Annotated in this window: 13 protein-coding genes; 10 read left to right on the top strand and 3 right to left on the bottom strand. The window is 72.3% G+C overall.

Going from position 1 to position 13,350, the window contains the following annotated elements; genetic code table 11:
* Positions 1 to 81: 81 nt before the first annotated feature.
* The 4 genes from M8316_RS03500 to M8316_RS03515 all read left to right on the top strand — a co-directional run bounded on the left by M8316_RS03500 (position 82) and on the right by M8316_RS03515 (position 5,623).
* A complete protein-coding gene (locus M8316_RS03500; RefSeq protein WP_250052062.1) occupies positions 82 to 1,002 on the top strand; it encodes a phosphotransferase in 921 nt (306 codons plus the stop codon).
* A gap of 107 nt (positions 1,003 to 1,109) precedes the next feature.
* Positions 1,110 to 2,708, top strand: a complete 1,599-nt coding sequence (locus tag M8316_RS03505) for an ABC-F family ATP-binding cassette domain-containing protein (protein WP_250052064.1) — start codon at positions 1,110 to 1,112, stop codon at positions 2,706 to 2,708.
* A 129-nt stretch (positions 2,709 to 2,837) separates the two neighbouring features.
* The gene (locus M8316_RS03510) at positions 2,838 to 3,647 is read left to right on the top strand and encodes an enoyl-CoA hydratase/isomerase family protein (RefSeq protein ID WP_250052066.1); all 810 of its coding nucleotides are present in this window, start codon (positions 2,838 to 2,840) and stop codon (positions 3,645 to 3,647) included.
* A 95-nt stretch (positions 3,648 to 3,742) separates the two neighbouring features.
* Positions 3,743 to 5,623, top strand: a complete 1,881-nt coding sequence (locus M8316_RS03515; protein WP_250052068.1) for an ABC transporter ATP-binding protein — start codon at positions 3,743 to 3,745, stop codon at positions 5,621 to 5,623.
* Positions 5,624 to 5,658: 35 nt separating this feature from the next.
* Here M8316_RS03515 and M8316_RS03520 read toward each other — a convergent pair whose 3' ends face one another.
* Positions 5,659 to 6,588: an SURF1 family cytochrome oxidase biogenesis protein gene (locus M8316_RS03520; protein WP_250052070.1), complete on the bottom strand. Its 930-nt coding sequence runs from the start codon at positions 6,586 to 6,588 to the stop codon at positions 5,659 to 5,661.
* A gap of 121 nt (positions 6,589 to 6,709) precedes the next feature.
* Between M8316_RS03520 and moaA the strand changes: the two genes are divergently transcribed.
* The gene (moaA, locus tag M8316_RS03525) at positions 6,710 to 7,717 is read left to right on the top strand and encodes a GTP 3',8-cyclase MoaA (protein ID WP_250052072.1); all 1,008 of its coding nucleotides are present in this window, start codon (positions 6,710 to 6,712) and stop codon (positions 7,715 to 7,717) included.
* 45 nt (positions 7,718 to 7,762) lie between these two features.
* On the opposite strand, the gene M8316_RS03530 is transcribed toward moaA, so the two are convergent.
* A complete protein-coding gene (locus M8316_RS03530; protein WP_250052075.1) occupies positions 7,763 to 7,996 on the bottom strand; it encodes an acetone carboxylase in 234 nt (77 codons plus the stop codon).
* The gene (locus tag M8316_RS03535; RefSeq protein ID WP_250052077.1) at positions 7,993 to 8,322 is read right to left on the bottom strand and encodes a DUF3099 domain-containing protein; all 330 of its coding nucleotides are present in this window, start codon (positions 8,320 to 8,322) and stop codon (positions 7,993 to 7,995) included. The genes M8316_RS03530 and M8316_RS03535 overlap by 4 nt, the downstream gene beginning before the upstream one ends.
* A 257-nt stretch (positions 8,323 to 8,579) precedes the next feature.
* On the opposite strand from M8316_RS03535, the gene M8316_RS03540 reads away from it, so the two are divergent.
* The 5 genes from M8316_RS03540 (at position 8,580) to M8316_RS03560 (ending at position 13,333) form a co-directional block, all read left to right on the top strand.
* The gene (locus tag M8316_RS03540) at positions 8,580 to 9,641 is read left to right on the top strand and encodes an ABC transporter permease (RefSeq protein ID WP_250052079.1); all 1,062 of its coding nucleotides are present in this window, start codon (positions 8,580 to 8,582) and stop codon (positions 9,639 to 9,641) included.
* The gene (locus tag M8316_RS03545) at positions 9,634 to 10,446 is read left to right on the top strand and encodes an ATP-binding cassette domain-containing protein (protein ID WP_250052081.1); all 813 of its coding nucleotides are present in this window, start codon (positions 9,634 to 9,636) and stop codon (positions 10,444 to 10,446) included. Before M8316_RS03540 ends, M8316_RS03545 begins: the two co-directional genes overlap by 8 nt.
* A gap of 105 nt (positions 10,447 to 10,551) precedes the next feature.
* Entirely contained in the window at positions 10,552 to 11,562 is a 1,011-nt protein-coding gene (locus M8316_RS03550; RefSeq protein WP_250052083.1) for a Gfo/Idh/MocA family protein, read from the top strand.
* Between the two features lie 71 nt (positions 11,563 to 11,633).
* Positions 11,634 to 12,515, top strand: a complete 882-nt coding sequence (locus M8316_RS03555) for a sugar phosphate isomerase/epimerase family protein (RefSeq protein WP_250052085.1) — start codon at positions 11,634 to 11,636, stop codon at positions 12,513 to 12,515.
* On the top strand, positions 12,515 to 13,333 hold the full coding sequence (locus M8316_RS03560) for a TIM barrel protein (protein ID WP_250052087.1): 819 nt from the start codon (positions 12,515 to 12,517) through the stop codon (positions 13,331 to 13,333). Before M8316_RS03555 ends, M8316_RS03560 begins: the two co-directional genes overlap by 1 nt.
* Positions 13,334 to 13,350: the final 17 nt, after the last annotated feature.

Here is a 13,350-nt window from a genome sequence, read left to right on the forward strand (position 1 = left end):
GCACGCCAGCGCATCGAAGGACTCGCCGACACCAGGCCCTGACCTGCACCGATCGGGGGAGAACTTCGCTACCGTCGAGCCATGTGGCAGCCACAGCCGGGCTGGCACCCGCTCCCGGGTGGTAGCGCGCCGAGCACGCTGGGGGTCTGGCGCGCCGTCGTGGGGGACGAGCCGGTGTCGGTGAAGCGGCTCGCCCGCCCCGTCCCGGGGGACCCCGAGGAGCTCTCGGACCCCGGCCACTTCGCCTACTGGCGCCGCGCCGCCGACGTGGCGCTCTCGGGGGTGCTGGCCCGGTCCGCCGGGCTGCGGCCGCCGGTGCGCAGCCAGGTCGTCGAGGACGACGAGGGCATCACGATCACCGACGACTGGGTCGAGGACGCCGCGGTCAACGGCCTCTTCGCCGCCCACGCGCTCGGACGCTTCGCCGGCACGCCCGTGCCCGAGGTCGACTGGCTCGCCCGCGACCAGCTGCGCAGCCGCCTCGCCCGCACCGAGACCCGCGGCGGGTGGCCGACGCTGGCCAGGACGCCGGTGGCCGACCTCGCCGACGTCCTGTGGCGCGCCCGCCTGCACCACCTGGCCACGCTGGACGGCCTGCCGCGGGTGCTCCAGCACGGTGACCCGACGCCCGCGAACCTGCTGGGGCGCGAGGGCGACGACGTGGTGGCGGTGGACTGGGGCACGCTCGGCACCGGGGCGCTCGGCGGCGACCTGGGCTACTACCTGCTCTCGGCGCGCGAGGAGTTCGAGCCGCTCCTGGACGCCTACCTGCTCGGTCTGCCGCCCGCCCTCGCCGACCTGCCCGACGTCCGCCACCTGGCGGGCACCGGCGCCCGGGTCGTCGCCGTCTACACCGCCCTGAGCCGCGCCGAGTGGGCCCTGGCCCGCGTCGCGCCGGGCGAGGGCCCCCTGCTGGCCAAGCTCCGGCACCCCGCCGTCGCCCCCTACATCCGCTCCCTCCAGCGGCAGTACCAGCTGATCGAGGCGCTCGTCGACGGGTGATCGCGGTGGGTCCTGCGGCCGGTGGGTGAGGTGCTGGGCACACCGGGGCGCCGTCACGGTCCAGGGAATCGCCCGCCGGGGTCGGGCGACCCTAGACTCGGTGGACGATGATCACCGCTCACCAGCTCGAGGTCCGCGTCGGCGCCCGACTCCTCATGGACGACGTCAGCTTCCGTGTCGGGGCGGGGGACAAGGTCGGTCTGGTCGGGCGCAACGGCGCCGGCAAGACGACCCTCACCAAGATCCTCTCCGGCGAGGCCCTGCCGGCGTCCGGCAACGTGACGTCCAACGGTGAGGTCGGCTACCTGCCGCAGGACCCGCGGACCGGCGACCCCGAGGTCATCGCCAAGGACCGCATCCTCTCCGCGCGCGGGCTGGACACCATCGTCGCCCGGATGCGCAAGGCCGAGGAGATGATGACCTCCGAGAAGGCCAACGAGCGGGAGAAGGCCATGCGCCGCTACTCCCGCGCCCAGGACGAGATGCAGGCGGCCGGCGGCTACGCGGCCGAGTCCGAGGCCGCGACCATCGCCTCCAGCCTCGGCATCCCCGAGCGCATCCTGGAGCAGCCGCTGAAGACGCTCTCGGGTGGTCAGCGCCGCCGGGTCGAGCTGGCGCGCATCCTGTTCTCCTCGGCCGAGGTGCTGATCCTCGACGAGCCGACGAACCACCTGGACGCCGACTCCATCATCTGGCTGCGGGACTTCCTCAAGGCCTACTCCGGCGGCTTCATCGTGATCTCCCACGACAACGACCTGCTCGCGGCCACCGTCAACAAGGTGATGCACCTCGACGCCAACCGGCAGGCCATGGACGTCTACAACATGGGCTGGAAGAACTACCTGGTCCAGCGGGAGACGGACGAGAAGCGCCGCAAGCGCGAGCGGATGAACGCCGAGAACAAGGCCAAGACGCTCACCGACCAGGCCAACAAGATGCGCGCCAAGGCCACCAAGGCCCAGGCGGCGCAGTCCATGCTCAAGCGGGCCGAGAAGCTGATGGCCGGCATCGAGGGGGAGCGGCAGAGCGACAAGGTCGCCGCGATCGCCTTCCCGAAGCCCGCGCCGTGCGGCAAGACCCCGCTCACGGGCGAGGGCTTGTCGAAGACGTACGGCTCGCTGGAGGTCTTCACCGGCGTCGACCTGGCCATCGACCGCGGCTCCCGCGTCGTCATCCTGGGTCTCAACGGCGCCGGCAAGACCACGCTGCTGCGCATCCTCGGCGGCGTCGACCAGGCCGACAGCGGCGAGGTCGTGCCCGGCCACGGGCTGAAGATCGGCTACTACGCCCAGGAGCACGAGACCCTGGACGTGAAGCGCACCGTGCTGGAGAACATGCAGTCCGCGGCGCCTCAGCTGACCGACACCGAGGCGCGCAGCGTGCTGGGCTCCTTCCTCTTCTCCGGGGACGACGTGCACAAGCCGGCCGGCGTGCTCTCCGGTGGCGAGAAGACCCGGCTGGCGCTGGCGTCCCTGGTGGTCTCGGCCGCCAACGTCCTGCTGCTCGACGAGCCCACCAACAACCTCGACCCGGCCTCCCGCGAGGAGGTGCTCGGCGCCATCCGGGCCTACGAGGGCGCGATCATCCTCGTCACCCACGACGAGGGCGCCGTGCACGCCCTCGAGCCGGACCGGGTGCTCCTGCTGCCCGACGGCACCGAGGACCTCTGGAACCCCGACTACGCCGACCTCGTCTCGCTGGCCTGACGCACCTGACGACCTCACGTTCGGTCACCAACGTGGTGCCGGACGGCCTCGGACACGGCGTTGGTGACCGAACCCGGTGCTGCGCCGGGGGTTCACCCCACCCCCGGATGCGCTCCTAGACTGCGTGGCATGACGCCCCAGGAGCTCGCGCAGGTCGGACTGTCGCTGTCGGTCACGGACGGCGTGGCCACGCTGACGCTGGACCGGCCGGAGGTGCGCAACGCCCAGACGCCGGACATGTGGCTCGCGCTCGGGCAGGTCGGCGAGGACCTCCTGGCCGACGAGGCGGTCCGGGTGGTCGTGCTGCGGGGTGCGGGGGCGGGCTTCTCGGCCGGCCTGGACCGCTCCGTGCTGGCCCCCACCGCACCCACCCCCGGGCAGCCGGCCCGGGAGAGCGTGCTCGACCTCCTCGCCCTCGACGACGCCGGCATGGCCGACCGGATCGAGGTGTACCAGCGTGGGTTCACCTGGCTGCGCGACCCTCGGATCGTCTCCGTCGCGGTCGTCCACGGGCACGCGGTCGGCGCCGGCTTCCAGCTCGCGCTGTCCTGCGACCTGCGGCTGCTCGCCGACGACGCGTCGTTCTCCATGAAGGAGGCGGCGCTGGGCCTCGTCCCGGACCTCACCGGCACCCTGCCGCTGGTCCAGGCGGCCGGGTACGCCCGCGCCCTCGAGCTGTGCACCACCGCCCGCACGGTGGACGCCGGGGAGGCGCTGCGTCTCGGTCTCGCGCTCGACGTCGTGCCGGCCGACGACCTGGACGGGGCCCTGGCCACCCTGGTGGGCGCCCTCACCGCCACCCCCGCGGCCAACGCCCGGGCGGTCAAGACGATCCTGCGCGCCGCGGTGCCGGGCGACCTCGACGCCCAGCGTCGCGTCGAGCGCGAGCACCAGGTCGGCAGGTTCCGCGAGCTCGCGGCCCTGATGGCCGCTCGCTGAGCAGGACGGCCAGACACCAGCACCCACCAGCACCACCGCAGCACCGCACCACAGCAGCACAGCAGCAGAGAGGAGCCGACACCTCCGTGTCCGGCATGATGAACGCAGGTGGCGCCTGGCGGCACCTGCGCACCGACCGCAGCGTCGTCCACCAGCGCGTCGGCTGGCCCACCGTCCGCCGCATCCTGCGCTTCGCCCGCCCCCACCGCCGGGTGATCGCGGTCTTCCTGGCGCTCACGGTGCTGGACTCCGCCCTCGTGGTGGTCGTGCCGCTGCTGACCAAGCGGCTCGTGGACGTCGGCATCGCCGAGGCGGACACCTCGCTGGTGGTCGAGCTCGCGGCAGCCATGGCCGTGTTCGCCCTGTTCAGCGCCGTGCTCAGCGTGCTCAGCGGGTGGCTGTCGTCCCGGATCGGCGAGGGCCTCATCTTCGACCTCCGCACCCAGGTCTTCGCCCACGTGCAGCGGCAGTCGATGGCGTTCTTCACCCGCACCCAGACGGGTGCGCTGGTCTCGCGCCTCAACAACGACGTCATCGGCGCCCAGCGCGCCTTCACCTCGACGCTGTCGAGCACGGTCTCCAACGTCGTGGCCGTGGTGGTCGTCGGCATCACCATGCTCGCGCTGTCGTGGCAGGTCACGCTGCTGTGCGTCGCGGTGTTCCCGGTGCTGCTCCTGGCCTCCCGCATGGTCGGGCGACGGCTCGCCGGCCTGACCCGGCAGCAGATGGACGGCAACGCCGAGCTGGGCAGCCTCATGACCGAGCGCTTCAACGTCGGCGGCGCGATGCTGCTGAAGCTGTTCGGCCGCCGGGCGGACGAGGACGCCCTGTTCGCCTCGCGCGCCGCGACCGTGCGCGACCTGGGCATCCGCATCGCCCTGGTGACCCGCATCTTCGGGGCCGCCATGACGTCCGTCCCTGCCCTGGCCGGTGCGCTCGTCTACGGCGTCGGCGGCGTGCTGGCCATCGAGGGCCGGCTCAGCGTCGGCACGCTGGTCGCCCTGGCCCTGCTGCTGCTCCGCCTGCTCGGGCCGCTCCAGGGGCTCTCGAACGTCCGGATCGACGTGATGACCGCCCTGGTCTCCTTCGACCGCGTCTTCGAGGTCCTGGACCTGCCCTCCCTGGTGCAGGAGAAGCCCGACGCCGTGGCCGTGCCGCGCGGCGCGGCCACGCTGGAGCTCGACGACGTCACGTTCGCCTACCCCGACGGCTCGGAGGCCTCCCTGCCGTCCCTGGAGGGGGTCACCCGCGAGGGCCAGGTGACGGACGCCGGACCCGTGCTGCACGGGGTCAGCCTCCGTGCCGAGCCCGGCCGGATGGTGGCGCTCGTGGGCCCGTCGGGTGCGGGCAAGACGACGGTGACCAGCCTGGTCGCCCGGCTCTACGACGTGGACGCCGGTGCGGTGCGCGTGGGCGGGCTCGACGTCCGCGACGTCACCCTGGACTCCCTGGAGGACACGGTCGGCTACGTCACCCAGGACGCCCACCTCTTCCACGACACCATCCGCGGCAACCTCCTCTACGCCCGGCCGGACGCCGACGAGGACGCCATGTGGTCCGCCCTGGAGGCCGCCCAGGTCTCGGGGATGGTCCGCCGGCTCCCGGAGGGCCTCGACACCGTGGTCGGCGACCGCGGCTACCGGCTCTCGGGTGGCGAGCGGCAGCGGCTGGCGATCGCCCGGCTGCTGCTGAAGTCGCCGTCCATCGTCGTCCTCGACGAGGCCACGGCCCACCTGGACTCCGAGTCCGAGGCCGCCGTCCAGCGTGCCCTCGACGCCGCCCTGGAGGGCCGCACGAGCCTCGTCATCGCCCACCGGCTCTCCACCGTGCGCGACGCCGACACCATCGTGGTGCTCGAGGACGGTCACGTGGTCGCCCGCGGCACCCACGAGGAGCTCCTGGCCGCCGGTGGCCTCTACGCCGACCTGTACCGCACGCAGTTCGCCACCGACGCCCCGGGCGTGGCCCGCGGCTGAGCCCGGCCGCCCACGCGCCGGGGTCCAGGGGCCGCTCAGGAGCGCGACTGGTCCCGGTCGGCGTCCTGCTGCGCCATCATCCGCGCGTACGGGTGGTTGGTCTGACGCGGCTTGCGCTCCCGCCGAGCCGCCGGCTGCGGCGGGTGCGGCCGCGCGGGGGAGCCGTCCTCGGTCGGGGACGTCGAGCCCGCTGGGCCCGTCGCCCCCGTCGCGTCGGCCGCGGCCCTGGCGGCACGCCGCCCCGTCCGCCGCTCGTCGATGGCGAGCCAGACGAACCCGACGACGGCCAGCAGCGCGAAGAACCACCACTGCAGGCCGTAGAAGAAGTGGGGGCCGTTGCCGAGGTCGGGCAGCTCGACCGGTTCCAGGGCGGTGGCCGGCTCGGGGGACTCCGAGCGGAGCTCCACCCAGCCGCCGAGCACGTCCAGGCCGAGGGCCTGCCCGACGGCCGCGCTGTCGACGGCACGCGTGGACTGGTCGTCGACCGCGGTGCTGTCGCCCTCCGCGTCCACCCGCACGTAGCCCGTGACGTCGACCTCGCCCGCCGGGGGCGCGGGCACGTCGCCCGGGTCGGCGGTGCCGGCGTTGTCCGTGGCCAGCCAGCCGCGGTCGACCAGCAGCGCCGTGCCGTCGTCGAGCAGCAGCGGGACGACGACGTCCACGCCGGCCTCGCCGTCGCGGGTGCGGTAGCGCACGATGACGGTGTCCTCGGGCTCGTAGGTGCCGGTCGCGGAGACCACCCGCCACTCGTCGGCGTCGTCGACCTCGGCGCCCACCGCGAGGACGTCGGTCGCCGGCGAGGCGTCGGCGTTCTCGTTGGCCGTGACCTGGGCGTTGGACGCCTTCTTGTCGGCCAGCCGGCCGAACTGCCACTGGCCCAGTGAGTACGCCAGCCAGGCCAGGAGGACGACCACGACAGCGAGGACCAGCCACCGGCGGCTGAGCAGGAAGGACCAGGACCGCACGGCCTCAGGGTACGGGCCCCGCCTGAGAGCGAGGTGATCCGCGTCCGGCCCGGGCAGGGCTCGCCGCTCCGAGTGGCGTCCCGACATGCCCCCGCAACAGGGCCGACGTACCCTGGTGGTGATGAGGACGCTCCCGCTGCTCGACCGGTTCGGCCGGGTCGGGCGTGACCTCCGGGTCTCGCTGACCGACCGGTGCAACCTGCGCTGCACGTACTGCATGCCGCCCGAGGGCCTGCCCTGGCTGCCCGACGAGCAGGAGCTCTCGGACGACGAGGTGGTGCGTCTGGCCACCGTGGCGGTCGAGCGCCTGGGCATCACCGGCATCCGGTTCACCGGCGGCGAGCCGCTGCTGCGTCGGGGCCTGGTGGACATCGTGCGCCGCGTCCGCGAGGTGCAGCCCGACCGCGGCCGCCTCGGCCTCTCGATCACCACCAACGCGCTCGGCCTGACCCGCCGCGCCGAGGACCTGGCCGCCGCCGGCCTGGACCGCGTGAACGTCAGCCTGGACACCGTCCGCCCCGACACGTTCCAGCAGATCGCCCTGCGCGACCGGCTGCACGACGTCGTCGCCGGCCTCGAGGCCGCGCACCGCGCCGGTCTGGGCCCCGTGAAGGTCAACGCCGTGCTGCTGCGCGACGTCAACGACGACCAGGCGCCGGAACTGCTGCGCTGGTGCCTCGAGCGCGGCTACCAGCTCCGGTTCATCGAGCAGATGCCGCTGGACGCCCAGCACGGGTGGGACCGCGCCTCCATGGTCACCGCGGACGAGATCCACGCGCGGCTCGCCGAGGAGTTCGACCTGGCGCCGGCGTCCGAGCCCCGGGGCTCCGCCCCCGCCGAGCTGTTCACGGTGGACGGCGGCCCGGCCACGGTCGGTGTGATCGCGTCGGTGACGCGGCCGTTCTGCGGCGACTGCGACCGGGTGCGGCTGACCGCCGACGGGCAGGTGCGCACCTGCCTGTTCGCCCGGGACGAGTCCGACCTGCGCACGGCCCTGCGCACCGGGGCCACCGACGAGGAGCTCGCGGAGCGGTGGGTGGTGGCCATGCGCGGCAAGGCCGCGGGTCACGGCATCGACGACGAGACGTTCCTCCAGCCCGACCGGCCGATGTCGGCCATCGGCGGCTGACACCGCCGCGTGCGCCCGCCGCCGGCGGGCAGCCGCGGGGTCCGGTTAGATCGCCAGGTCCGCGCCCGGTTCGAACGGCACGACGTCCTTGAGGAAGCCGCGGCTGCCCAGGAAGGACGTCAGGGTGGGGCGGTGCTCCTCGCAGGCCAGCCAGACCTTCCGTCGCTCGGGCGTGTGCACCTTGGGGTTGTTCCACAGCAGGGCGTGCTCGGCGGCGGCCGTGCACCCCTTGGACGAGCACACGTCGGGCTCGGTGGCGGGAGGCTCGGGAAGGGTCATCGTCCGCCCTCCACGGCGTCGCGACCCGACGACCCTCCCAGCTGGCGCTGGACGTAGGCCGACGAGCGCAGGTCCGCGCCGTCGTCCTTCGTGGTCTGCACGTTGGCGAGGATCACGGCGACGTAGGGCAGGAACAGGGCGCCCACGATGAGGATCGGCCAGAGCCAGCTGACGCCGAATACTCCGGCCAGGCCCGCACCCACGAAGCAGGCGCTGCGGATGCCCATGGAGATCAGGTAGCGCCGCTGGCGCACCTTCAGGTCCTCGGCCCGGCTGGTCGGCGCGGTGGTGATCCGGACCGGTTCGTCAGCGCGCTGCCTTGCCATGGCTCGAGTGTACGGAGGCGGTCCACAGGTGCCTCATCCCCCGGGCCCCGGGGCGACGTGGCTGGCCTAGGGTGGTGGGACGGGGGGGGGGGGCCACCCCGCCCCCCCCCCCCGCGGGCCCCCCCCCCCCCCCCCCCCCCCCCCGCCCCCCCCCCGCCCCCCCCGCCCCGCGGGGGGGGGGGGGGCCCCCCCGCGCCCCCCCCCCCCCCCCCGACCCACCCTTGAAGGAGCCCACCCCAGTGTTCAATCTGCGTTCGATGGCCCGGCGCCCGGAGTTCTCCGCGCTCATGGGCACGATCTTCGTCTTCCTGTTCTTCTCCTGGTTCGGTCGCCCGAACTTCCTCGGCTTCGCCGGCACCGCGACGTGGGTCAACGTCGCCGCCGAGCTGGCCCTCATCTCCCTGCCCGTCGCGCTCGTCATGATCGCCGGCCACCTCGACCTCTCGGTCGGCTCGGTGCTCGCCGCAGGCGCCATGACCTTCGCGATCCTCTCCGGCTACTACGAGCTGCCGTCCTGGATCGGCGTCATCGCCGGCCTCGCCGTCGGCGCCCTGCTCGGCCTCGTCAACGGCCTCCTGGTCACCAAGGTCAAGCTGCCGTCCTTCATCGTCACCCTCGCCACGATGTTCTCCATCCAGGGCATCGTCTACGGCGTCACCCGCCTCACCACCGGCACCGTGCTCGTGTCGGTGCAGGTGGACGAGGGCGTGAAGAACATCTTCGGTGGCCTGATGTTCGACCAGTTCGAGACCGCCGTCCTCTTCGCCCTCGCGATGGTCCTGGTCGTCTCCTGGATCGTCTACCGCACCCGCTTCGGCAACTGGGTCTACGCGATCGGTGGCGACGAGGTCTCCGCCCGCGCCGCCGGTGTCCCGGTCGACCGCACCACCGTCATGCTCTACATCGGCTCCGGCTTCGGCTCCGCCCTGCTCGGTGTCATCCAGGTCGCCCTGTACTCCAGCGCCCAGGTCTCCGCCGGCCAGTCCTACGTCTTCAACTCGATCATCGCGGTCGTCGTCGGCGGCGTGCTCCTCACCGGTGGCTTCGGCTCCCCGATCGGCGTCCTCTTCGGCACGATGACCTTCGCCATCGTCTACCAGGGCATCTACTACACCGGCTGGGACTCCGACTGGTCCGCGCTGATCCTCGGCATGCTGCTGCTGATCGCGGTCCTCTCGAACAACACCTTCCGCAAGCTGGCGATGTCCGCCGCGAAGCCCAAGGACAAGAAGAAGCCGGCACCTGGCGGCGGAGGCGGTCATGCCGCCACCGCGACCGCCACCACCACCGCGACGGAGAAGAAGGCGACCAATGTCTGAGTCCACCCCGTACATGGCCATCGAGAACGTCTCGAAGATCTTCGGTAGCTACGAGGCCCTCTCCGACGTCTCCCTCGACATCCACGCCGGCCAGGTGCTCTGCCTGCTCGGTGACAACGGCGCCGGCAAGTCGACGCTGATCAAGGTGCTCTCCGGCTTCCACGAGCCGACCTCCGGCACCGTGAAGATCAACGGCAAGCCCGTCCAGTTCAAGAGCCCCCGTGACGCCACGGCGGCCGGCATCTCCACCGTCCACCAGTTCGGCGGCACCTTCCCGCTGATGAGCCTGGGCCGCTCCTTCTTCACCGGCGTGGAGCCCACCAAGGGCTGGGGCCCGTTCAAGTACTTCGACAAGAAGTTCGCGAACAAGGTCGTCGTGGAGCAGATGCAGGAGATGGGCATCACCCGCGTCACCGACGGCGACCGCTTCGTCGGCAGCCTCTCCGGTGGTGAGCGTCAGGTCTCCGCCATCGCCCGTGCGGTGTACTTCGGCGCCAAGGTCCTGATCCTCGACGAGCCCACCGCGGCGCTCGGCGTGAAGGAGGCCGCCCACGTCCTCCGCATCATCATGCAGGCCAAGCACCGTGGCATCGCCGTCGTCCTGGTGACGCACAACGTCTCCCACGCGCTGACGGTCGGCGACCACTTCGCCGTCCTGATCCGCGGCGAGAAGGCCGACGACTTCGCCAAGGGTCAGCGCACCCGCGAGGAGATCACCGACCTGATGGCCGGTGGCGAGGCCATGGCCGAGCTCGAGGCCGAGCTCGCCAGCCTCACCGGCAGCGGCGACTCGATCCACGACTGAGTCGTCCCTCCCGAGGAACACGCGGCCGGCCCCGACCACTCGTCCGGTCGGGGCCGGCCCGCTCCGTCCCCTGCTCGCCGCAGCACCTCCCCAGCAAGGATCGTCATGTCCGACCTCCGCATCGCCGTCGTGGGCACCGGCCTCATGGGAGCCGACCACGTCCTCCGCATCCGTGACCGCATCGCCGGCGCCGTCGTCTCGGCGGTCATCGACCCCGACACCTCGCGCGCCGAGGCCGCCGCGGCCGACGCGCCGGGCGCCCGCTGCTTCTCCAGCCTGGCCGACGCCATCGCCGCCGACGCGATGGACGCGGTGCTGATCGCCACCCCCGGCAAGTTCCACCAGCCCGACCTCCTGGCCGTCATCGAGGCGGGTCTGCCGACGCTGTGCGAGAAGCCGCTGACGCCCGACGCCGCCTCCGCGCTGGAGGTCGTGCAGGCCGAGGCAGCCGCCGGTCGCAAGCTGATCCAGGTCGGGTTCATGCGGCGTTACGACGCCGGCTACATGGAGCTGCGGGAGATGATCGCGGACGGCGGGATGGGTGACCTGCTCGCCCTGCGCTGCGCGCACCGCAACCCCGACGTGCCCGACAGCTACACCCAGCAGATGCTGATCAACGACTCGGTCGTGCACGAGTTCGACATCGTCCGCTACCTCACCGACTCGCCCGTCACCTCGGTCGAGGTCAAGCACCTCAAGCGGAACCCGAACAACGCCGCCCACCTCGACGAGCCGATCCTGGTGCTGCTCGAGACCGCCAGCGGAGTCGTCGCCGACGTCGAGATGAACGTGAGCGTCCGCTTCGGCTACCAGGTGAAGACCGAGGCCGTCTTCGCCGACGGGATCGCGGAGATCGGTCGCACCTCCGGCACCACCGTGTGGCGCGACGGCCGCTTCTCCGGCGCCGAGCACACCACCTTCAAGACCCGGTTCGCGCCCGCCTTCGAGCACGAGATCCAGTCGTGGGTCAACGCCGCCAAGACCGGCACCATCGACGGCCCCACCGCCTGGGACGGCTACCTGGTCGCGGCCGCCTGCGCCGCCGGCGTCCGGGCCCTGGAGACGGGGGAGCGGGTCGAGGTCGACTACGCCGACCGCCCCGCCTTCTACGCCTGACGCCCCAGCCTGTCCGGCCCCGGCCCGTCCCCGCCCGCCCTCCCCGCACCGACGCGAAGGACTGCACCCCCATGAAGATCGCCCTCGACCCCTACATGTTCCGCGAGGTCCCGCTGACGCAGCTGCCCGGCGTCGTCGCCGACCTGGGTTTCGAGTACATCGAGCTGTCCCCCCGTGAGGACTTCACCCCGTTCTTCCTGCACGCCCGCGCGAACGACGACACGGTGAAGGGCTTCAAGAAGGCCCTGGACGCCGCCGGCGTGAAGCTGGCCTGCCACCTGCCGCTGTACCGCTGGGCGGGCCCGGACGAGATCCAGCGCCAGGCCGCCGTCCGCTACTGGAAGCGGGCGATCGAGCTGACCGTCGAGCTGGACTGCGACATCATGAACTCGGAGTTCAACGGTCGCCCGGAGGACGCGGAGACCAGCGAGGGTCAGTTCTGGCGCTCGATGGAGGAGCTCCTGCCGGTCTTCGAGCGCGAGGGCGTGCGCCTGCGCCTGGAGCCGCACCCCGACGACTTCGTCGAGGACGCGAAGACCTCGATCGACATGATCCGCGGGATCAACTCGAACCTCGTCTCCTACCTCTACTGCACGCCGCACACGTTCCACCACGGCGCGCACACCGCGGAGGAGATGGTGGACATCATGGAGTACGCGGGCGACCTGCTGACCCACGTGCACCTGGCCGACTGCTTCGACCACACCGCGTCGTCCGGCCTGCGCTACATCACCAACCCGCCCGGCAACTCCGTGCGCGTGCACCAGCACCTCGACATGGGGCAGGGCGAGGTCGACTTCGACGCGTTCTTCGCCAAGCTCGGCACGATGGGCTTCGCGCAGGACGACGACGCGATCCTCACCTCCTGCGTCTTCGCCTGGGAGGACCGCCGCGAGGAGTCGACCCGCTTCATGCGCAGCGAGATCGACAAGCACGTGAAGCGGTGGGGCTGATGACGTCCGCCGAGCACGGCGAGGGCTTCGTCCTCGCCGCCTGCGCCGAGATGGTCTTCACCGACCTGCCGTTCCTCGAGCGGGTCGAGAAGATCCGTGACTTCGGCCTGGCCGTGGAGATCTGGGGCTGGCCCGGCAAGGACCTCGACGCCCTGGCCGCCACCGAGGCCCGGTTCACCTCCATGACCGGCTACGTGGAGGGCGACCTCATCGACCCCGACGGTGCCGACGCGCTGCTGAAGACCGCCGAGGAGTCCATCGCGGCAGCCCGCCGGCTCGGCGCGCGCACCGGCGTCCCGAACCTCAACCTCCACGGCACGGGCCTGGACGACAAGGGCCTGCCGATCAAGCCGATCGAGCACGTCACCGGCGCCATGTGGATGGCCGCCGAGAAGACGCTGGCCCGGATCGCCGCCCTCGGCGAGCGCGAGGGCGTGGTCTTCTGCCTGGAGAACCTCAACCTGCCCGTCGACCACCCCGGCACGCCGTTCGCGCTGGCCGAGGACACCCACGCCCTCGTGGCGGCGGTCGACTCCCCGCACCTGCGGATGAACCTGGACCTCTACCACGCGCAGATCGGCGAGGGGAACCTCATCGAGCGCGTGCGCGAGAGCGCCCCGTACCTCGGTGAGGTGCAGGTCGCCGACGTGCCCGGACGGTGCGAGCCGTTCACGGGCGAGATCCGCTACCCGGCCGTCGCGGCGGCCCTCCACGACGCCGGCTACCGCGGCGTCGTGGGCATGGAGGCGTTCGCCTCCGGTGACTCCACGGTGGCACTCGAGCGCTTCCGCGAGGCGTTCACCCTGACGGCGGACTAGGAAGGGCTCCCCGGTCC

It is taken from the genome of Nocardioides bruguierae (assembly GCF_023554635.1).
GTDB classification, from domain to species: Bacteria; Actinomycetota; Actinomycetes; order Propionibacteriales; family Nocardioidaceae; genus Nocardioides; species Nocardioides bruguierae.

Bases quoted from the DNA above. Each gene is read 5' to 3' on its own strand.
- M8316_RS03540 (WP_250052079.1), top strand. From the start codon at position 8,580: ATGGCCCGGCGCCCGGAGTTCTCCGCGCTCATGGGCACGATCTTCGTC.
- M8316_RS03530 (WP_250052075.1), bottom strand. From the start codon at position 7,996: ATGACCCTTCCCGAGCCTCCCGCCACCGAGCCCGACGTGTGCTCGTCC.
- M8316_RS03505 (WP_250052064.1), top strand. From the start codon at position 1,110: ATGATCACCGCTCACCAGCTCGAGGTCCGCGTCGGCGCCCGACTCCTC.
- M8316_RS03550 (WP_250052083.1), top strand. From the start codon at position 10,552: ATGTCCGACCTCCGCATCGCCGTCGTGGGCACCGGCCTCATGGGAGCC.
- M8316_RS03510 (WP_250052066.1), top strand. From the start codon at position 2,838: ATGACGCCCCAGGAGCTCGCGCAGGTCGGACTGTCGCTGTCGGTCACG.
- M8316_RS03515 (WP_250052068.1), top strand. From the start codon at position 3,743: ATGATGAACGCAGGTGGCGCCTGGCGGCACCTGCGCACCGACCGCAGC.
- M8316_RS03500 (WP_250052062.1), top strand. From the start codon at position 82: ATGTGGCAGCCACAGCCGGGCTGGCACCCGCTCCCGGGTGGTAGCGCG.
- M8316_RS03560 (WP_250052087.1), top strand. From the start codon at position 12,515: ATGACGTCCGCCGAGCACGGCGAGGGCTTCGTCCTCGCCGCCTGCGCC.
- M8316_RS03545 (WP_250052081.1), top strand. From the start codon at position 9,634: ATGTCTGAGTCCACCCCGTACATGGCCATCGAGAACGTCTCGAAGATC.
- M8316_RS03555 (WP_250052085.1), top strand. From the start codon at position 11,634: ATGAAGATCGCCCTCGACCCCTACATGTTCCGCGAGGTCCCGCTGACG.
- M8316_RS03535 (WP_250052077.1), bottom strand. From the start codon at position 8,322: ATGGCAAGGCAGCGCGCTGACGAACCGGTCCGGATCACCACCGCGCCG.
- moaA (WP_250052072.1), top strand. From the start codon at position 6,710: ATGAGGACGCTCCCGCTGCTCGACCGGTTCGGCCGGGTCGGGCGTGAC.